Source organism: Streptomyces sp. NPDC040410 (assembly GCF_055595715.1).
Genome location: NZ_JBVIVK010000002.1, coordinates 349,427 through 368,955, shown reverse-complemented (window position 1 = coordinate 368,955; position 19,529 = coordinate 349,427). Strand labels below are relative to the sequence as shown.

At 71.3% G+C, this 19,529-nt stretch carries 17 protein-coding genes; 7 read left to right on the top strand and 10 right to left on the bottom strand.

Features of this window, described 5'->3' with window-relative positions:
• Nucleotides 1-59 precede the first annotated feature (59 nt).
• Nucleotides 60-1,823, top strand: a complete 1,764-nt coding sequence (gene aspS / locus ACZ562_RS05700) for an aspartate--tRNA ligase (RefSeq protein WP_471174363.1) — start codon at nucleotides 60-62, stop codon at nucleotides 1,821-1,823.
• Nucleotides 1,824-1,973: 150 nt separating this feature from the next.
• Here the strand turns inward: aspS and metG are convergent, their stop codons facing one another.
• From metG to ACZ562_RS05670, 6 genes are all read right to left on the bottom strand, one after another.
• On the bottom strand, nucleotides 1,974-3,707 hold the full coding sequence (gene metG, locus ACZ562_RS05695; RefSeq protein WP_471174362.1) for a methionine--tRNA ligase: 1,734 nt from the start codon (nucleotides 3,705-3,707) through the stop codon (nucleotides 1,974-1,976).
• Between the two features lie 258 nt (nucleotides 3,708-3,965).
• Nucleotides 3,966-5,765 (bottom strand): VWA domain-containing protein, encoded by a 1,800-nt coding sequence (locus ACZ562_RS05690; RefSeq protein ID WP_471174361.1) that lies wholly within the window; start codon nucleotides 5,763-5,765, stop codon nucleotides 3,966-3,968.
• Between the two features lie 723 nt (nucleotides 5,766-6,488).
• Nucleotides 6,489-6,707, bottom strand: a complete 219-nt coding sequence (locus ACZ562_RS05685) for a hypothetical protein (protein ID WP_471174360.1) — start codon at nucleotides 6,705-6,707, stop codon at nucleotides 6,489-6,491.
• Nucleotides 6,704-7,090, bottom strand: coding sequence for an LppU/SCO3897 family protein (locus ACZ562_RS05680; protein WP_471174359.1), 387 nt, complete (start codon nucleotides 7,088-7,090; stop codon nucleotides 6,704-6,706). Before ACZ562_RS05680 ends, ACZ562_RS05685 begins: the two co-directional genes overlap by 4 nt.
• 703 nt (nucleotides 7,091-7,793) lie before the next feature.
• Nucleotides 7,794-8,792: an endonuclease/exonuclease/phosphatase family protein gene (locus ACZ562_RS05675; RefSeq protein WP_471174358.1), complete on the bottom strand. Its 999-nt coding sequence runs from the start codon at nucleotides 8,790-8,792 to the stop codon at nucleotides 7,794-7,796.
• 60 nt (nucleotides 8,793-8,852) lie between these two features.
• Nucleotides 8,853-9,782 carry a hypothetical protein gene (locus ACZ562_RS05670; RefSeq protein ID WP_471174357.1) on the bottom strand — a complete coding sequence of 310 codons (930 nt, stop codon included), beginning with the start codon at nucleotides 9,780-9,782 and terminating at the stop codon, nucleotides 8,853-8,855.
• Between the two features lie 179 nt (nucleotides 9,783-9,961).
• Between ACZ562_RS05670 and ACZ562_RS05665 the strand changes: the two genes are divergently transcribed.
• Nucleotides 9,962-10,459 (top strand): SH3 domain-containing protein, encoded by a 498-nt coding sequence (locus tag ACZ562_RS05665; RefSeq protein ID WP_471174356.1) that lies wholly within the window; start codon nucleotides 9,962-9,964, stop codon nucleotides 10,457-10,459.
• Between the two features lie 131 nt (nucleotides 10,460-10,590).
• Here the strand turns inward: ACZ562_RS05665 and ACZ562_RS05660 are convergent, their stop codons facing one another.
• Nucleotides 10,591-11,031 (bottom strand): hypothetical protein, encoded by a 441-nt coding sequence (locus ACZ562_RS05660; protein ID WP_471174355.1) that lies wholly within the window; start codon nucleotides 11,029-11,031, stop codon nucleotides 10,591-10,593.
• Nucleotides 11,032-11,406: 375 nt separating this feature from the next.
• Here ACZ562_RS05660 and ACZ562_RS05655 point away from each other — a divergent pair, with 375 nt between their 5' ends.
• Entirely contained in the window at nucleotides 11,407-12,600 is a 1,194-nt protein-coding gene (locus tag ACZ562_RS05655; RefSeq protein ID WP_471174354.1) for a hypothetical protein, read from the top strand.
• A gap of 333 nt (nucleotides 12,601-12,933) precedes the next feature.
• Here the strand turns inward: ACZ562_RS05655 and ACZ562_RS05650 are convergent, their stop codons facing one another.
• Nucleotides 12,934-13,152 (bottom strand): hypothetical protein, encoded by a 219-nt coding sequence (locus ACZ562_RS05650; RefSeq protein WP_471174830.1) that lies wholly within the window; start codon nucleotides 13,150-13,152, stop codon nucleotides 12,934-12,936.
• A gap of 117 nt (nucleotides 13,153-13,269) precedes the next feature.
• Between ACZ562_RS05650 and ACZ562_RS05645 the strand changes: the two genes are divergently transcribed.
• The 3 genes from ACZ562_RS05645 (at nucleotide 13,270) to ACZ562_RS05635 (ending at nucleotide 16,464) form a co-directional block, all read left to right on the top strand.
• Nucleotides 13,270-14,613 (top strand): helix-turn-helix domain-containing protein, encoded by a 1,344-nt coding sequence (locus ACZ562_RS05645; RefSeq protein ID WP_471174353.1) that lies wholly within the window; start codon nucleotides 13,270-13,272, stop codon nucleotides 14,611-14,613.
• 732 nt (nucleotides 14,614-15,345) lie between these two features.
• The gene (locus ACZ562_RS05640) at nucleotides 15,346-16,164 is read left to right on the top strand and encodes a GAF and ANTAR domain-containing protein (RefSeq protein WP_471174352.1); all 819 of its coding nucleotides are present in this window, start codon (nucleotides 15,346-15,348) and stop codon (nucleotides 16,162-16,164) included.
• A 24-nt stretch (nucleotides 16,165-16,188) separates the two neighbouring features.
• Nucleotides 16,189-16,464: a ribosomal protein L7/L12 gene (locus ACZ562_RS05635; protein ID WP_471174351.1), complete on the top strand. Its 276-nt coding sequence runs from the start codon at nucleotides 16,189-16,191 to the stop codon at nucleotides 16,462-16,464.
• Nucleotides 16,465-16,467: 3 nt separating this feature from the next.
• On the opposite strand, the gene ACZ562_RS05630 is transcribed toward ACZ562_RS05635, so the two are convergent.
• Nucleotides 16,468-17,241: a hypothetical protein gene (locus ACZ562_RS05630; RefSeq protein ID WP_471174350.1), complete on the bottom strand. Its 774-nt coding sequence runs from the start codon at nucleotides 17,239-17,241 to the stop codon at nucleotides 16,468-16,470.
• Between the two features lie 481 nt (nucleotides 17,242-17,722).
• On the opposite strand from ACZ562_RS05630, the gene ACZ562_RS05625 reads away from it, so the two are divergent.
• A complete protein-coding gene (locus ACZ562_RS05625) occupies nucleotides 17,723-18,685 on the top strand; it encodes a nucleoside hydrolase (RefSeq protein WP_471174349.1) in 963 nt (320 codons plus the stop codon).
• Nucleotides 18,686-18,696: 11 nt separating this feature from the next.
• Here the strand turns inward: ACZ562_RS05625 and ACZ562_RS05620 are convergent, their stop codons facing one another.
• Entirely contained in the window at nucleotides 18,697-19,461 is a 765-nt protein-coding gene (locus ACZ562_RS05620) for a DUF4142 domain-containing protein (protein WP_471174348.1), read from the bottom strand.
• Between the last annotated feature and the right edge of the window lie 68 nt (nucleotides 19,462-19,529).

Sequence of the window (19,529 nt, the reverse complement as noted above, 5' to 3'; positions counted from 1 at the left end):
TACGCTTGGGAGAGTTTCACGTGAAACAACCCCGATCTGCGAAGGCTGGATGAACGACGATGCATCGGTACAGGTCCCACACCTGCGGCGAGCTCCGCGCCTCTGACGTCGGCACCGACGTCCGGCTGAGCGGCTGGCTGCACAATCGGCGCGACCTGGGCGGCATCCTCTTCATCGATCTGCGGGACCACTACGGCATCACGCAGCTCGTCGCCCGCCCCGGCACCGCTGCCTACGAGGCCCTGGACAAGGTCACCAAGGAGTCGACGGTCCGTGTCGACGGCAAGGTCGTCTCCCGCGGCACCGAGAACGTGAACCCGGACCTGCCGACCGGCGAGGTCGAGGTCGAGGTCGGCGAGGTCGAGCTGCTCGGCGCGGCCCAGCCGCTTCCCTTCACGATCAACACCGAGGACGGGGTCAACGAGGAGCGGCGTCTGGAGTACCGCTTCCTGGACCTGCGCCGCGAGCGCATGCACCGCAACATCATGCTGCGTACGGCCGTCATCTCGGCGATCCGCCACAAGATGACGGCGCTGGGCTTCAACGAGATGGCCACGCCGATCCTCAGCGCGACCTCCCCCGAGGGCGCCCGCGACTTCGTGGTCCCCTCCCGTCTGCACCCGGGCAGGTTCTACGCGCTCCCGCAGGCCCCGCAGCAGTTCAAGCAGCTGCTGATGATCTCGGGATTCGACCGCTACTTCCAGATCGCGCCCTGCTTCCGCGACGAGGACGCCCGCGCCGACCGTTCGCCGGGCGAGTTCTACCAGCTTGACGTCGAGATGAGCTTCGTCGAGCAGGAGGACGTCTTCCAGCCCATCGAGAAGCTCATGACCGAGCTCTTCGAGGAGTTCGGGAACGGCCGTCACGTGACGTCCCCCTTCCCCCGTATCCCCTTCCGTGAGGCGATGCTGAAGTACGGCTCCGACAAGCCGGACCTGCGGGCCCAGCTGGAGCTGGTGGACATCACCGACATCTTCGAGGGCTCGGAGTTCAAGGCCTTCGCGGGCAAGCACGTACGCGCGCTGCCGGTGCCGGACGTCTCGGCGCAGCCCCGCAAGTTCTTCGACCAGCTCGGCGACTACGCGGTGACGCTGGGCGCGAAGGGCCTGGCCTGGGTCCGTGTCGCCGAGGACGGCTCGCTGACCGGCCCGATCGCGAAGTTCCTGACCGAGGAGAACGTCGCCGAGCTGACCAAGCGCCTTTCGCTGGCGGCCGGTCACGCGGTGTTCTTCGGCGCGGGCGAGTTCGACGAGGTCTCGAAGATCATGGGTGCGGTGCGGGTCGAGGCCGCCAAGCGTGCCGGGCACTTCGAGGAGAACGTCTTCCGGTTCTGCTGGATCGTCGACTTCCCGATGTACGAGAAGGACGAGGAGACCGGCGCGATCGACTTCTCGCACAACCCGTTCTCCATGCCGCAGGGCGGTCTGGAGGCCCTGGAGACCCAGGACCCGCTGGACATCCTGGGATGGCAGTACGACATCGTCTGCAACGGCGTCGAGCTGTCCTCGGGCGCGATCCGGAACCACGAGCCGGACATCATGCTCAAGGCCTTCGAGATCGCGGGCTACGACCGCGAGACTGTCGAGGAGAAGTTCGCCGGCATGCTGCGCGCCTTCCGCTTCGGCGCCCCGCCGCACGGCGGCATCGCCCCCGGCGTCGACCGTATCGTCATGCTGCTCGCCGACGAGCCCAACATCCGCGAGACCATCGCCTTCCCGCTCAACGGCAACGCCCAGGACCTGATGATGGGCGCGCCGACGGAGCTGGAGGAGGCGCGGCTGAAGGAGCTGCACCTGTCGGTGCGCAAGCCGCAGCCGAAGTAAGGCAGGCCTCCTTCAAGGGGTTTGACCGAAAAGGGTCCTGAAGTCCACGTCGATTTCAGGACCCTTTCGCTGCGCGCGGGAAGCGGCCCTTGTCCGGGCGCACGACATTGCGTCGGGAGCCTCCACAAGCGCGCGGCTTCCTGCGAGGTTCTACTGCGCGGACTCGCCGCCGAAGCGCTCCTTGTACGTCGCCAGATCCTCGTCCGTGAGCTTGGCGAACAGCACCGGCGGGACCGTGAACGGGGTGCCGGCCGGGACCGCGGCCAGGGACTTCGCCTCGTCGGGCGTCACCCACGTCGCCGTGTCCTCCGCCAGGGAGAACGCCGCACGCATCGTCGCCGCCGTCGTCGGGATGAAGGGCTCCGAGACCACCGCGTACAGGTGGATCAGGTTCATCGCCGTCCGCAGGGTGAGGGCCGCGGCGTCCATGTCCGTCTTGATCTCCAGCCACGGGGCCTTCTCCTCCAGGTAGGAGTTGCCCGCCGACCACAGCGCCCGCAGCGCCGCGGCCGCCTTGCGGAACTGGAGCGACTCCATGTGCTCCTCGTACTCGGCGAGCAGCCCCGCGATCTCCACGCCCAGCCTCGCCTCCGGCTCGCCCGGCTCACCGCCCGCCGGGACGTCGTCGCCGAAGCGCTTGCGGGAGAAGGACAGGACGCGGTTGACGAAGTTGCCGAGGGTGTCGGCCAGGTCCTTGTTCACCGTGGCGGTGAAGTGCTCCCAGGTGAAGGACGAGTCGTCCGACTCGGGCGCGTTGGCGATCAGGAAGTAGCGCCAGTAGTCGGCGGGCAGGATGTCCAGGGCCTGGTCGGTGAAGACGCCGCGCTTCTGGGACGTGGAGAACTTGCCGCCGTAGTACGTCAGCCAGTTGAACGCCTTGACGTAGTCGACCTTCTTCCACGGCTCGCGCACACCGAGCTCGGTGGCCGGGAACATCACCGTGTGGAAGGGGACGTTGTCCTTGGCCATGAACTCCGTGTAGCGGACCGGGTTCTCGCCGGCATCCGCCTCGTACCACCAGGACTTCCAGTCGCGGGTCTCACCGGCGGGGGCCGCGTCCGACCACTCCTTCGTCGCGCCGATGTACTCGATCGGGGCGTCGAACCAGACGTAGAAGACCTTGCCCTCAGCCGCCAGCTCCGGCCAGGTGTCCGCCGGAACCGGCACGCCCCAGTCCAGGTCACGGGTGATGGCACGGTCGTGCAGGCCCTCGGTCAGCCACTTGCGGGCGATGGAGGACGCCAGCTGCGGCCAGTACGGCTCGTGGCGGGCCACCCACTCCTCGACCTCGTGCTGGAGCTTCGACTGCAGCAGGAAGAGGTGCTTGGTCTCGCGGACCTCCAGATCGGTGGAGCCGGAGATCGCCGAGCGCGGGTTGATCAGATCCGTCGGGTCCAGGACGCGGGTGCAGTTCTCGCACTGGTCGCCGCGCGCCTTGTCGTAGCCGCAGTGGGGGCACGTGCCCTCGACATAGCGGTCCGGGAGGAAGCGGCCGTCGGTGGGGCTGTACACCTGGCGGATGGCGCGCTCTTCGATGAAGCCGTTCTCGTTGAGACGGCGGGCGAAGTGCTGGGTGATCTCGACGTTCTGCGGGCTGGAGCTCCGGCCGAAGTAGTCGAAGGCGAGCGCGAAGCCGTCGTAGACCGCCTTCTGGGCGTCGTGGGCCTGCGCGCAGAACGCGTCGACCGGCAGGCCCTGCTCCTTCGCCGCCAGCTCGGCCGGGGTGCCGTGCTCGTCCGTCGCGCAGATGTACAGGACGTCGTGGCCGCGCTGGCGGAGGTAGCGGGAGTACACGTCCGCCGGGAGCATGGACCCCACCATGTTGCCCAGGTGCTTGATCCCGTTGATGTACGGAAGGGCGCTGGTGATGAGGTGTCGAGCCATCGCGGGCTGCTCCCAGGTTGATACGTGGGGTGACGATCGGGCGTTTCTCGGGTCGTGTCGGATCGTCTCGGAACCTTGAAATCGTAGCCGACACGGGTGGGCCGCCCGCTTCCCGTTCTGAACGGTGGGAAGGGGCGGCCCTTGGCAGGTGGTGCGCCGGTCGGTGGTGCGCCGGTTTTGGTGGTGCGTCGGTTACGGGTGCGGGTTTCGGGTGCGGGCTGCCGGGTGCGGGCTGCGGGTGCCGGTTACGGGCGCCGGTTACGGGCGCCAGTTCGCCAGAACGCCCTCGTACAGCTCCCCGTCCGTGAGCTCGCGTGGGGTCGGGCCCGCATGGAAGAAGGACGCGTTGCCGGTCTTCAGCCTGCGGAGGTAGTCGAAGGCCTTGTTGTCGTGCTCGCCGAACGCGACGAAGGAGAAGAACACGGAGGGATGGTTCTTCGCGGCGTCGTTGAGGGACTGGGTGGCGGGGGTCTTGGCGTCGGGGGCGCCGTCCGTCTGGAAGACCACCAGGGCCGGGGCCGCGGGGTCGCCCGACTTCTCGTGGTGCGTGATCACTTCCTGTACGGCGGCGTGGTAGCTCGTACGGCCCATGCGGCCGAGGGAGGCGTGCAGCTCGTCGATCTTGTTCTCGTGGTCCGTGAGGGTCAGCTCGCCGGTGCCGTCGAGTTCCGTGGAGAAGAAGGCGACGTGGACCCTGGCCTCGGGGGCCAGGTGGGCGGCCAGAGCGAGGGTCTGCTCGCCGAGGGCCTGGGCGGAGCCGTCCTTGTAGTACGGGCGCATGGAGGCGGAGCGGTCGAGAACGAGGTAGACGCTCGCTCGGGTGCCGGTGAGGTTGGCGTTCTCCAGGGCGGTCGCGGCGGCGTTGTAGGCGGTGACGAGGCCCTGCGGGAGCGGGGCGACGTCTCCGGCCTCGGCTTCGCCATCGGCCGGCTTGTTCCCACCCGCACCACCCGTGCGGCTTTCGTCGTCGGCTGCGGGTGGCCCCTGTGGGGCGTCCTCGCCGTCGGCGGCCAGCGGGTCGGCCGCATCGGAGGCCACCACAGGTTCAGGGGAGACCCGTTCCTCCGCGCCGACCTGCTTCTCGGCTTCGGCCGTCGGCTCGGGCAGCGGCTCCACGACCGGCTCCGGCTCGGGCTCAGGGTCGACGACCGGCTCGGGCCCGGGGTCGACGGCTGCCGCCTCAGGCTCGGGCTCCGTGTCGACGACCGGCTCCGGCTCGGGCTCCGGTTCGGCGGCTGCCTCAGGCTGGGGCTCGGCGGCTGCCTCCGTCTCGGGCTCCGGGTCGACGGCTGCCTCCGTCTCGGGCTCGGTGGCTGCCTCCGTCTCGGGCTCCGTGTCGACGACCGTCTCAGGCTCGGGCTCGACGGCCGCCGCCTCAGGCTCGGGCTGCGGCTCCACGACCGGCTCCGGCTCGGGCTCCGGTTCGGCGGCTACCTCCGGCTGGGGCTCGGCGGCCGCCTCAGGCTGCGGCTCCGGCTCGGCCGCCGCCTCAGGCTCGGCGGCTGCCTCCGTCTCGGGCTCCGGGTCGACGGCTGCCTCCGTCTCGGGCTCCGGGTCGACGGCTGCCTCCGTCTCGGGCTCGGTGGCTGCCTCCGTCTCGGGCTCCGTGTCGACGACCGTCTCAGGCTCCGGGTCGACGGCCGCCTCAGGCTCGGGCTCCGGTTCGGTGGCTGCCTCCGGCTGGGGCTCGGAGGCCGCCTCAGGCTGCTGCTCCGGTTCGGCGGTCGCCTCCGGTTCCGGCGCGGCCTCCGCAATCGGCTCGGGCGTCGGCTTTTCGGCCACGGTCACGGGCTCGTCGACCACCGTTGCCGGGTCCTCGACCACCGCCGTCGGCTCTTCGGCCGGCTTCGGGACCGCCACGTTGTCGAAGGCCGCCGAGACCAGTTCGTGCTCGTCGTCGGACGAGCGGGGTTCGGGGACGCGGGGTTCCGGGGACGGGGAGGGGACCGTCGTCGGCTGGGGCTCCTGCGAAGGAGTCCGTTCCGCACCCTCTGCTTCGGCGGCACGCGCCTTGCGAGACCTGCCGAACGCGTTCCGCAGGAGAGTGAGAATGCCCATGTGCGCAACCCTTCGAGTGAGTTGAAGCCCGTCAATCCCTGGCCAGGACGGACACGTAAGGTTAGCCGCCCCAGTTGGTGATCTTCGGCTGGGGCGAGGGCTTGCGGATGGCCCATGTCAACCCCCCTGCGGGTGCCGGGGGTTCACCTTCGTTGCACCATGCGGGAGCGCTCCCACACAAAATGCCGGCGAGCCTCTGGCCCGACAGGCCCGGGAAGATCGTTCGGCCTGCGGTGGTGGCTGTGTGGCGCAAGGATGGGCGCGACTCGGCGTGTAGCTGACCGGTGCCGTTGTGGGCGCGTGGGTCGCGCGGCCCGGCGCTGTCGGCGTGCCGCCTCCTTGGGACGGGTGCTGCCGCCCCACGGGCACGCATCAGCCGGGGCGGTCCTGCGACGAACCGCAGCTACGCGCCGGCCGGGTGGCCCGCGAACCACCGCGGGGAAGGTGCGTGCGGACCGCGTACGGGACCTCTGCCTCCCGGACGCGCCCACTCCCGCAGCTGCCAGGGTGATGTGGCCGACCTCGGCCCGAGACGGCGGCGGGGGCCGTGTTTCACACGGACCCTCGCCGCCTCGTCCGTGGGCGGCGCGTTCCACGGCGACGACCAGCGGCCACCAGGCCGCGGCTCGGATGGTCAGCGCCACCCGCTACGAGCGTGGCACCGGGGCGCTCGACACGAGCATCTGGGCGAGGCCGATGCAGGGGCCAAGCGCAGCCGTAGCGTCAGAAGGCAGCGTAATGGGCGGCACCACGGGCGGCCGCCTGGGCTGCGTGGATGCCGAGGACGGCGGGGCGCCCGAGGAGGTCGTCGACACCCCGAGACAAGCGACGCCATTCCTTCTCCGCCTTCGGCCGCCGGCATTCTCCGGCCCGCAGCCGGGCCGGCTCCTCGGCTGTGTTCGCCGCATACCCGCGTTTTGCCGCCGGGATCAGCCGCATCATTCCCTGAGACTCTGCAGGCAGACGACGTGTTGGCCGCCTGTGGTGTCGGTTTCGCTGTATGCGGAGTATTTTGCGAGGTCGCACCGCGCTGTATTAAGCGTACCGTTGTATTCGTGGATGATCTTGTACTCCGCCTTGGGTGAATTGCAGTCGACCTTCACCATGTCCGGCTTCGCGCTGGTACCGGTGTTTCTCGTGCAGGCACCCACAAGGGACGGCGATTCACTGGAATCGGTGGACGTTGCCTTGCCCGGCCGATCATCTTGACGGGCAGACGGATTACAGCCGACCATACCCGCGACAGCAACTCCGATGACTACGGTGCTGAATATTATTCTCTGTGCGAACAAATTGCCGCCATGGGTGGGTCTTTGGGCATTCATTGTGTCTCCTTGGTGGAAGAGGTAATGGCGGCGGCAGTTGCGTCGGCGACGGGACACACCCCGCTGGCATCTCTCACTTCCCCGGTCACCCGGTCGGCGAGTCGCATCTGATAGCCGCGTGCGGCCGGCCCAGCGAGTCGTGACGCCACGGTCAAACCCGGACCGCACCCGTCACATCGAGCCATTCAATATCGGAGGGGAGACTCACGAGGATCTGGCGCGGATGAGGCATTCTTTGGTTTCTGCCTCGTGAATGATGTGACGACGCTGGTGAGATTCGGACGGTTTCAGTAATAGGTTCGAGCGGTCTGAGGTGGGAGGCCGGGAAGGCGCAACAGGTCATGCAGCGGAAATCCGCAACCTTGTGTTGCGGTCACCTGTTGTCTGACACAGGCACGCGAAGACTCTGCATCACCAAAGGTCCGGACGGCATGTGTGGAACTACTCAACCTTTCACTCATCACCGGCATCCCGGCGTTGCCTGCAGCGCGGCGGGGTGAGGCGGCGTAGGAGGACGGCGCGTTGCGGCAGAGGGCAGCGGCGATGTCGGTGACGCCCCCGACCGCCGAGATCATCCCGATACGAGCGTGAGGCCGGTGACGGTGGCGACCGCGTTCCGCACCAGCCGGTCGGGGCGTGAGGCCGCTGGGGAACCTCGGGACATGGGGTCATCGAGAGCACCCCTGTCCAAGGGCATCTCAGGTCATCCGCGCCGGTGCAGGGTGAGGTCCACGACCAGCGCGCGGTGGTCGGATCCGGCGATGTCGAGGAAGCGGGCGTCGCGCGCGGAGAAGTCCGGGGAGACGAGGACGTGGTCGATCTGGACGCCGAGCGGCGGCGCGGTCTGGGCCGGCCAGCTGGGTGTGCGGTCGGATCCGGCGAGGCGGGCGGCGTCGCGCAGGCCTGTGTCGAGGATGCGGCGGAAGGCGGCGTGGTCCTGGGAGGCGTTGAAGTCGCCGGCCAGGACGGTGGTGGTGTCCTTGTTCTCGGCGGCGAAGTCGCGCAGCCCGCCGAGTTCGCGGCGCCACAGGCCGAGTTGTCCGGGCAACGGCGGCATGGGGTGGGCGAGTTGCAGCCGTACCGTGTGCCCGTCCACGTCGGCGACGGCCCCGGGCATGCCCATGGTGCCGGGCACGCCGTCGGTGCCCTTGAGCGGGAAGCGGCTGAGGACGACGGATCCCTCGGAGCCGCCGCCCTCGACGGCCTGCCGGTGGGGGTAGTCCTTGGCGAGGGACTTCTTCAGCTCCGCGTCGCAGGCGTAGTCGCACTCCTCGACGAACATGATGTCCGGGTTCTCCCGTCGGGCGACGGCGACGAGCGCGCCGGTGCCCTGCCCGAACTCGACGTTGGAGGTCAGCACCCGCATTTCGGCGACGGCCGGTCCTTCGGGCTCGCCGCTCTTGCCGTACGGCTCGATGAACCACGCCAGCAGCCCGAGCAGCACGACTCCCCACACGAGCCCGGCCCACCAGCGGGCGAGCAGCGAGAAGAGCAGCCCGAACCCGGTGGGCGCGAGCAGCCAGGGAAGGAAGGCGAGCAGCTGGGGGACGGGGGTGCCCCCGTCGATGTCGGCGACGCGGCAGCCGACGATCACGCTCACCCCGGCGAACAGCAGCCCGGCGCACCAAGCCCCGAGCCGCCGTCCGGTCCGTCGCCCCGGCTCGTTCTCGGAAACCGCCCACTCGGCGGTCGCAGTGTCCAAGTCCCGGCCTTCCGCTCACGGATGCGATGCCCGAATTCTCCCTCAAAGACGAGGTCTCCCTCAAAGACGGGGCGGCGGGGCGGAAGGTTGCCGGGAAAGGGCCGACGGGGCCGACGTGACGGAGGGTGACCGCCAGCGTCGTACGAGGTGTCCGTACCGGCCGGTGAGCCAGGCGATGAGGGCAACCGTCAGGCCCAGGGCGACCAGCAGCCAGGACACTGTGCGCAGGGTGACGGTGAGGGCGTCGTAGACGGCGCCCACGGCGGGCTGCCGGGTCTCGTCGGGCAGGTCGGTGAGGGTGAGGCGGCGGCCGACAGCGACGGCGAGGGCGAGCAGGCCGCCGCCGAGGGCCGTGCCGAGCGCGGTCGCCGTGACCGCGCGGCGGCGGCAGGCCGCGACGGCGATGCCTGTGACGGCGAGGACGGCGGCCGCGACCGGGAGCCAGAAACCGGCGACGTCGAGCACGTGGTATCCCTTCCGGAGCCGGACCAGGTCCTGGGCCGGGAGCACGGCGACCTCGGTGTGCTCGACCGGGATGCGGTCGGCCAACGGCACGTGGTCGTGGAGGAGTTGGGCCTTGACCTGGGCCGTCACGGGGGCCAGGTCGACGGTCACCTCGCGGTGGCTGCCGCTGCGCAGCGCGCGCAGTACGGCGCCGTGGACGGCCCGGTTCCCCTCGTCCCAGGCCGTGCGGAAGGCCTCGGTGCGCGTGAACGAGCGCACGGCGTCGCGCACGAAGGGGCGCACCGTGCCCCGCATCGGCCGTACGTCCGTCCTGTCGTCCACCTCGTGCATGATTCCGGCCCCGACGGTCTCCGCGACGGCGTCGCGCACGTCGGGGTCGGCGGACAGCGGCGCCATCGTGGCCACGTACCGGCTCGTGTCGGCCAGCCCGTACGCCGCCCAGGCCGCCAGTGCGCCGAACGGCACGAGGAGGCAGGACAGGGCGATCAGTACGGCCGACAGGGCGCTCCGGAGACGTGGGGGCACCCTTTCAGGCAACGGTCCGGGGGCGGGGCGGGCGAGCCGGGTGACTGCATATGGGCGCAGGTGCCAAGCCGAACGGGCTGTCCAGGAAGCGAAACCATGGCGGAACTGGGGATTCCGCTCTCCGGTGGAGGGTTCACCCGAACGGGTGTTTCCTGGTTCTGGGGAGAAGGAGGCCGATCATGCGCACCACTCCGGCCCTGCGGACCCTGGCCGGGGCCCTGCTCACCGGCGGCACCTTCGTCGCCGCGGCAGCGGGCACCACGGCAGCGGCCGCGACCCCGCCGACATACGCCGACGGACACGGCAGCGGCGGATCCGGCAGTCCGATCTGGGGCACAGTCGTCTCCGGCACCGCGCTCAACGTGAGGGCGGCGCCCACCACCCACTCATCCGTCGTCGACCAACTCGCGCCCGGCACGAAGGACCGCGTCGAGTGCATGGTCCGCGGGCAGAGCATCAACGGCAACCCCGACTGGTACTGGCTCGTCGGTGCTCAGGGCTGGGCGAGCGCCGCGTTCGTGGACACCGGCGGCCGCTGGGTGCCGACCTGCGCGGACCCCTGTCCGCAGTGGAAGAACGGCGACTGGGCCAACCCCGACTGGAACGACCCGGCCTGGAAGGAGTCCTGGGCCGTCTCCGTCTCCGTCTCCTGGAGCATCTCGGGCTCGTGGAGCTGAAGACGTCCGGATCCTCGTCGGGTGACCGGGAGTGGCTCCCGGCCGTCCGGTGAGTGGAGGGATGAGGGAAAGAAAGGTGTGGGCCCCGGCTGCCGTGCCGGGGCCCACACGCTGCCGCACCGGCCGCGCGGTCAGCGGATGCGGTTTCCCACCGCGTCCTCGCGCGTGTAGTAGCGGTAGAAGAACACGCCGAAGATGGCCACCGCGACCACCAGCCCGAGAGCCGCGGACCTGAGCACGCTCTCGCCGGTCTGGCTGTACAGGAAGCCGACGGCCGCGCCGGCGAAGGCGGACTTCACCAGCGAGTGGAGTTCGCGCTTGAGCAGCGGGGCCCACGTCGCCACGGCCAGGCAGAGCACGATGAACGCGATCGCCGTGACGAAGCCGAACAGGACGTTCCAGCCGGTGATGGGGCCGCCGCCGCGCCGGTTGGCCGCGGCCCAGTAGCCGTAGATGAGCCCGAGCACGACGGGTATCGCGACCCTCGCGATCCTGTGGACCCGCTCGTCGAAGATGTCGGGCGTGCGGGTCGGCCTGGTCACCCCGCGGGTCGCGGGTGCCGCATGAGCCATGAGAGCACTCCTCTCTCCTCGCCCCCGCCTACCAGAGCACACCTGGGAACAGGCCCTGGCAAGTCGGCGGGAACGCCCCGTTCCCGCCCGGGTGCGCGCCGCCCCCGCCCGCGATCCGCTGGGGCTCATGAAGCCCACCCGCGCAGCCGGACGCCGGTGGCGTTCCAAGGGCCTGAGGGGCTGAGGGGCTGAGGGCGGTGACGGCACGCTCCGGCACTGCGCCGGACACCTGGGCGACGACACCACGATCTTCGCGTACGACAGGAGGAGACCGGCGACGCGGTGCCCGGACGATTGTGGTCCTGACACCACCCTTTGCAGCCGCACCGGTTACGGTGCTGCCATACCTGATCGACGGGGGAAGGGGAGGGACCGATGCCCGGAACCGTGCTGCTGCTCGCCGCCTCACCGGCGGGCAAGGGGTGCCTGGTGGACGCGGCGTCCGTGCTTCCCGTCCTCGCGGCGGTCCCGCCCGCGGTGCTGTCCGGCACCGACACCGCGAACGTCGTCGAACTCGCCGACCCGCTGGAGCCGCAGGCCGTCCTGACCCGGCTGCGCGCGGCCGCGGCTGCCCCCGGACCCCTCACCGTGTTCGTCACCGGCCAGCTCCAGCTCGACCGCCGCCAGCACCTGCCCCACCTGGCGCTGGCCCGCACGACACCGGCCTCGGTCCGCTACACCGGCCTCCCTTGGCAGTGGATCCGGGAGGAACTGCGGCTGCGCGCCCCGGGCACCACGAACCTGCTCCTCGACCTGCACGCGGACCCGGAGACCTGGGAGTGGCTGCGCGCGCATCCGCTTGACTCGGGCCGCAACAGCGCGGTGTACGGGCGGATCGCGCCGCCGCCGGGCCGGCGTACGGTGGCCGCCCCCGCGTACATGAAGGCGGTCGCGACGATTCTGCGGAGCGGGTGGCGTCCGCCGGTGGAGCAGCTGCATCAGCAGGCGGTGGCGCGGCTGGGCAGCGAGGCTTGTGCGGACCTGGTGTTGTCGGCGGCCGGCGTCGGCGTGACCGTCCCTGGGGCCTCCGCCCCCAGACCCCCGTATCGGCCTGATCGGCCTCGTCCTCAAACTCCCCCGCTCTCGGCTTCGCCGGAGCGGGGGGACCCCCATGACGGGCTGAGTGATGCCGAGCGGCGCTTGGACGGTGACCCGCACGCTGTCATCTCCGCCTTGGTGGCCGCGGACCGGCACGCCGAGGCGGACGCGCTCGCCTCCCGGCACGAACAGGCCGCCGCCCATGGCCGCGGCCCCGGCTCCGAAGAGGCTCTGCACTGGACCGAAGTCCGGGCGGATCTCGCGATGTTCGCCGGGGACCCGGCCCGCAGCTGCCGCACCTGGCTGGCGGTGGCCGCCGCCCGGCTGTCTGCCGGCCAGGCACCGGACGCCCCCGGAGTGGAGGCGGCCGTGGACCGGGCCCACCACCAGTGGGGCCGGATCGCCGACCCGGCACTCGCACGTGAACTGGGGCGCGCGCTGGCCGAGTTGCGCGCCCGCGTGCCAGGGCGCCGGCAGGGCGCCCTGGACCACGTCCACCGGCAGCTGCGTCAGCTCCAGACGCAGAGCTGACGCGGGTCCGCCGTCAGCCGGTGACGTACGCCGGTCGGTGAGGTACGTCAGTTGGTGAAGTACGTCAGTTGGTGAAGCAGAAGTACTTCCAGGCCCCGTGCGTCGTCGAGTTCACGTTGTCGCCCGAGGTGGTGTCGTAGTACGAGGAGCGGACGCGGAAGCGCCAGCCGGTGTCGTGGTCGCCGGGGTGGGCGCCCCCGGCGCGACCGACGTGCGGAATCCGTGCGCCGCGTGTGGCGGGTGAGTGAAGATTAGGTCATGTCACTGACAACGACGCCGGCACCCCGACACGAGCGACCGCCCGCCCGGTGCGGGCAGAGGGAGGGGGAGGGGTCACGCGCGCGGCGTGCGTACGGCGGCCGCCGGCGAAGGGGAAGCCGATGGAGACCGGACGGCATCGGTCTGCCAGATCTGCTCCCCCTGCCGGGCCGGTCGCTCCTCCGTCGCCCTCGCCGGGCCCGCGTTCGCCGCCAGGACCAGGGCCGTGACGGCCACGACCGCGGCGGCGAAGCCCCTGGTGTAACGCCCGATGGTGCTGGTGCGTTCGAGCACGGCAACCTCGCAGTAACGGCAGCTACAACAGCGACGGTGTGTTAAGCACGTTTAACACGCCGTTTAACCTAGGGGCTATCGAACCCGAACGGCAAGAGCCCCAGGAGGAGTTGGCCCATGTCCGACCGTGACGACCCGGTGACCATCGGGCGCCGGGTGCAGCGGTTGCGGGTCGAACGGCGCTTGACACAGAAACAGTTGGCCGAACCCGCGTACACGCCCGCGTACATCTCCACACTGGAGTCCGGCCGGGTGCGGCCCTCCGACGACGCGCTGCGGCACCTCGCCGAGCGGCTGGGGGTGGCTTTCGAGGAGCTGGCGACCGGGCGGCCCGCCCACTTCGTCACCGAACTGCGGCTGCGCCTCACCGAGGCCCAGCGCACGCTCGCCACCGGTGAGGCCGAGGAGGCGGCGGAGCAGTACACCGCGCTGCTCGCCGAGGCGGAGGCGCACGCGCTCGTCGAGGTGCAGGCCACCGCGCTGCTCGGGCTCGGTGAGTGCGGACTGGACACGGGCGGGCTCGCGGCGGCCCGGCAGTACTTCGAGCGGGCCGAGCGGGCGCTCGCCGAGGCGCCGTTACCGGCCCGCGTCCCGGCCCTGCGCGGGCGTGCCGTCTCGCACTACCTGGCCGGTGAACTCCGCTACGCCGTCTACCTGTTGGAGTCCACGCTCGACGAGCTCAACCGCGGCGGCCTGCACGATCCCGACGCGCTGCTCCTGCTCTACGCCAGCGTCATCGGACCGTACATGGACATGGGCGCGCAGGCCCGGGCGGCGCAGGCCGCCGAGCTCGCCCTCGCGCTCGCGCCGCAGTCCGGTGACCCGGCGCTCGTCGCCCGCATGCACCGGTCCGTCGCCCGGACGCTGCTCGCGGAGGGCAGGGTGGCCGAGGCCGACGCCTCGCTCGCCAGGGCGGCCGAGCTGTACCGGCAGCTGCAGATCCGTACCGAGCTCGCCAACTGCCACTGGATGCGGGGGTACGTGTACGCGCAGAACGGTGAACTGGTGCGGGCGGAAGCCGCGTTGAGGGAAGCCCTGGCCATGCTGTCCGCCAAGCGGGCCGTCCTCTACTTCAGTCAGGTCGCCGTCGAGCTGGCCGACGTCCTGCACCGGCGCGGCAGGTCCGACGAGGCCGCCCAGTTGCTGCGCCAGGTGCTCAGCGACCTCAGCCCCGACCGCGGCGCCCTGCACTCCGCCGCCGCGCACCGACTCCTCGGCATCATCGCCGAGGCCGCCCGGGACACGGAGGCCGCCGAGGAGCACTACGTACGGGCGCTGAGCCTGCTCGAGCGGGCGGGCGCCGCCGGCGACCTGGCCGACCTGTGCCGGATGCTGGGGGACCTGCTGCGCCGTACCGGCCGGACGGAGGCGGCACTGGACGCGTACCGGACGGGGCTCGGACACCGTACGGCACCCGGAACGACCACGCTCGGGCCGGCGCCCGCGAAGCCTCCTCTCTGACGAATCCGGGCCGGCGCGCCCAGCGGCCCCGGCCGGCGTCCCCACGAGCCGACTGACGGGACGAGCCGGGACGAGCGTCGTGGGGCGGGCGAGGTCGCGGCCGGCCCCGCCTCGCCCGGCTGCTCGCCCCCGCCGCCCCGGCCCTGCGGTGTTCCCTTCGCCCGCGCTCGGTTGCTGCAGCGCGGAGCGCGAGGCCGCACCTCGCGCGCGGCGCTCGGGGCCGGCTCCTTCCGGGCGCTGCCGGCCGGGGAGCCCCTGGAGCTGGGATGGCCGAGTTCGGCTCCCGGGCGATCTACGACAGCGGGCGGTCGCTGAGGAGCCGTACGCTCCGTATGACCGGGTTCGTCACGCACGGTGACGGCGGCGCCCGGTACGTCACCCTGCTCCTTGTGACCCGCTGCGCCGCCCACGCCACGATGGGCAAGGTCGAGGCGAGGGGGCCGGCGCGCCGCCCGTCGACACCCGGGTCGCCGTCACCGGAACCTGGCACCCCGAGGGGGCTCCGCACCGACGCCGCCTGGCCGCAGGCGCTCGGACGCCCCCTCCGGGCGGCCGGTGAAGCAGCCGCCGGCTCCGTACGAGTCGCGGTGGGCGTGTCCCGAGCAGGCGCGGTTTCGCCGGGTGGGCCATGGGTAGTCGGGCGTCGTCCGGGGGCGGCGATCCCGAGCCGTGCCGAAGCCTGCCGGCCCGTCCCGGGCCCGGACGACCAGGCCGGCCCGAGCGAAGGAGGCGGTGGGCGTGCGGCCCAGGGACGACCGCCACGGCAGCCAGGGTGCCGGCCCGGGGCCGACCGGCGACGACCCGCGGAGGTCCGGCCGGTACATCGACGAGGAACCGGCCGACGCGCTCGCGGCCGAGGTGATCGCGCGGCGTGTGCGGGACGTCGGTCCCGGTGAGCTCCCGGGGCGGCTGTGCGCGGTGGCCGTGGAGTTGCTGCCGGTGAGCGGCGCGAGCGTGTCGCTGCACAGTGACGGGCTGCCGGTCCAGCTGGGGGCGAGCAGCGCGCAGGCCGCATACGTGACGGAGATCCAGGCCACGCTCGGTGACGGGCCCTGCCAGTGCGCGGCGCGAAGCCGTACGCCCGTGCTCGCCTGCGATCTGACGGGCGGCCGGGACGCCTCGCGCTGGCCGGTGTTCGCCCAGGAGGCGACGGCCGCCGGGGTGCGGGCGACGTACTCGATGCCACTGGGCAGCGACGAGGTGTGCGTGGGCACACTCGACCTCTACCGCGGGACCCCCGGCGAGCTCACCGGCCGCCAGCTGCGCACCGCGCAGATCATGGCCGGGGTCATGACGGTGGCCCTGACGGCGTTGCCTCACGACGACGAGAACGGCATGCGCGGAGAGGAACTCTGGCTGGCCGGTCTCGCCGCGGACCACGACGAGATCTACCAGGCCACCGGAATGATCATGGCTCAGCTCGGCATCGGCGCGGACGAGGCTCTGGTCCGGATGCGGGCCCACGCGTTCACCCACGGGCGAACGGCCCTCGACGTCGCCCGCGACGTGGTGACGCACCTGGTGCGTTTCGACCGGGACCCATCCGACTGACCTTGGACCCTATGCTCTTGGACCATGGAAATACTGGGGGCGTTCCTGGGCGTGGCGGTGCTCTTGGGTATCGGCGGCCTCGAGAGCAGAATCTCGCGTGCCAACCGCCGGGTTGAGCGCGTCGAACGCAAACTCGACCTGATCCTCGACCACTTGGGACTGGGTCTGCGGTACCCGCGGATGGACGAGGTGGCCGCGCTCGCGCGGGACGGCAGGAAGATCGAGGCGATCAAGGTGTACCGGGAGGTCACCGGGGCCGGTTTGAAGGAGGCCAAGAAGGCCGTCGACAAGCTGAGTTGACGGTCAGACCTCCACCCGGCCCTGCCTTCGGACCTCCTCCAGGCGCTCGGCCCCGAGTTGTACGACCGCCTGCGTGACGTCCGACGACACATAGCCGAGGCCGCCGTTGGTGAGGGCGATCGTGTCCTCGCCGACGCGGACCGCGGCGACGTCCACGGTGAGCTCCGTGGGCTCGCCGTCGGCGCTCTCGCCGGCCAGTGTGATCCGCAGGCCCTGCCGGGCGTCTCCCACGGACGGCAGCGGCGTCTCGCCGACCTCGACGGCCTGCACATAGCCCCCGGTGGCCGTGGCCGTGAACTGCCCGCACTTCTCTGGCAGCGTCTTCAGCCAGGCCAGCGTGCGGTCCACGGCCGCCGGGCCGGCGGTGAGGATCTGGTAGCGCAGCTGGGCCTCGTCCATGCCGTCGTCGAGGCCGGTCGCCGCGCGGGTCCGGGCGGCCCCGCCGAAGAGTTCCTCGGAGTAGACCGCGTCGAGCAGCCGTCGGCAGTCGGGGCTGTCCGAGGTCGCCTTGAGCAGGGAGTCCCGCCAGGTCGCGGCACCCTGCGTCGGCGCCCACGGGTCTCCGAGGTCGGCCGGGGTGATCAGGGCGGCCTGCGCCTGCGCCTCGGTCAGCGCGGCGGCGGCGGCCGGGGAGGCGTGAGGCCCGGACGGTTCGGCCGTGGGGGAGGCGGCGGGCGCGTGCCCGGCGAACGTGCCGAGCGAGCAGCCGGAGGCGGCCAGCAGTGCGGTGAGGGAGAGCGCCGAGGCGAGGACGGTGCGGGCCGGGGACGGGGTCAAGGGGGCCTCCCTGAAGAGACTGCTCAAGATCGAGTAGGTCCTCCAACGGCACCACCGGGCGGCGCGGTCCACCAGCGAGACGGGCCGTCCGGGTTACCGGCGCCCATGCCGACGGACGGAAATCCGGTCGCGAGTCCGTCCGTGCCGCTGTTGCGGTCCCCGCATGCAGCGCGCCCGTCCGTCCGCGACGACGCCGGAGAGTGTCGCGGCGCGCTGATATCTGACCCAGTCCGAAGCCCCGGGGTGAGTGCCCCGGGTTTCGCCGTTCCCGGTTCCTCGCCCCGTCATGTTTTTCGCGGTCCTGCGAGAGGGCCGCCGGCCTCCGCGCCCGGGGAGCCTGCCCGCCGCGGACCTCCCGCGGCGCATCGCGGCCGTTGCCGAGGCACGCGGAACCGAACTCTGGCCTGGTGCATAGGGTCGCCTGTGCAGCGCGTCGCTCTCACAGCGTGTGGAGAGCGCGGGTAGAGAGAGGAAGTCCGCCGTGAACGGTCAGCCCATCCCGGTGATCATCGACTGCGACACCGGTGTCGACGACGCACTGGCCCTGCTGTTCGCCGTCCGCCACCCCGCTCTCGACCTGCGCGCGGTGACCTGCGTGGCGGGCAACACCGACGTGGACGGGGTCGTCCGCAACACCCTGACCGTGCTGGAGCAGGCGGGTGCTCCGGGCGTCCCGGTCGCCCGGGGTGCGGAGCGCCCGCTGGTCGAGCCCGTGCGCACGGCCCGGCACGTGCACGGGCAGGACGGCATGGGCGACCTCGGTCTGCCCGCACCGACCCGCACGCCGGTCGCCGTGGACGCGGTGACGCTGCTGCGGCGCGAGATCCTCGCCTCCCCGAGTCCGGTCACGCTGATCCCCACCGCGCCGTTGACGAACATCGCGCTGCTGCTCAGGACCCACCCGGAGGTGGTGCGGAACATCGAGCGGATCGTGTTCATGGGCGGCGCGGTGGCGACCGGAAACGCCACGCCGGTCGCCGAGTTCAACGTGTGGCACGACCCGGAGGCGGCCGCGATCCTGCTCACGGCCGGGGTGCCGATCACGATGTACGGCCTCGACGTGTTCAAGCGGGTCCTCGTCCCGGCCGCGGACGTGCAGAGGCTGCGCGCGAGCGCGGAACCGCGCCTTCGGATGGCCGGCGAACTGCTCGCGCACCGGGACCCGGCCACCTCGGGGGACCCCACCCCGAGCGGCGGTCTGGGCGACGCCGGCGCGGTCTGCGCGGTCGTCGATCCGGAAGGGCTGACCACCGAACGCCTGCCGGTGGACGTCGCCCTGGCCCCGGGCCCGACCCGTGGCCAGACGGTCGTCGACCGCCGCCCGCGTCCCGGCGAGTCCGAGATCCACGGAGGAGGGCGTGAACAGACCCTTGTGGATGTGGGGTTGGACGTGGACGTGGAGCGGTACGTGAAGCTGTGGCTGGCGACGGTGGAGGGTCTGTGAGGAGCGGCCGCTCACCCCGCCGAAGGGGACGGGGTCGCCCCACCGGCCGCCGCGCCGTCGATGTCCACAGGGGTGGACGTGGCGGTCGGCGGCGGCGTGAGGACCACCATCGGCTGGCCAGCCGCCGGGGGCGGCGGAGTCAGTTCCGCCTTGGGCAGCTTCGGCGGGGTGGTCTGCTGGAACAGTGTCTGGTCGAAGTCGACCAGGCCGGTCTTCTCCATCACGGTGATGTGGTCGAGCACGGTGTTGTTGGCCTGGTCGGCCAGGGCACGCACCAGGGTGTTCTTGGTGGTTGAGCGGATCTTCGCGACCGTGTTGAAGATGGAACCGTGCGTCTGGCGAAGGATGTTGGCGAAGTCGACGTCGAACTGCTTGCCCTGGGACGCGCTCAGGGTGTTGACGAACCCCACCTGCTGAGGGCTGGCCACGTTGGGCAGTGTGATGTTCAGCATCGGCGCGATCTTGCGGCAGGTGGTGTCCAGGGCCGCGTGCCCGTCGATCAGATGCTCGCTGGCGGTTTTGACGGCCTTGCTCTGCCCCTTCTGCAGCCCGATCTGGCCCACGGGGTACTCCCACAGCCCGGCCGCGCGCACCTTGACCACGAAGTCCCGGTCCGATTCCGTGAGCGGTCCCCACTGGGTCTGGGCGATGATCCGGTCGGGGGAGCTCGTGGCGGTGTCGACGCCGAGCATCGACGGATAGACCAGCGCGACGAGAGTCAGGCTGAGGGCACCGCCAACGAAGAGAGTTCCCGTCGCGTTCCGCGAAAAGCGCACCGTGCCTCCTGCCCGGTCGGGGAGCCCGCCGGCAGGCGGGTCGGACGCACAGAAGTACGGACGCGGGG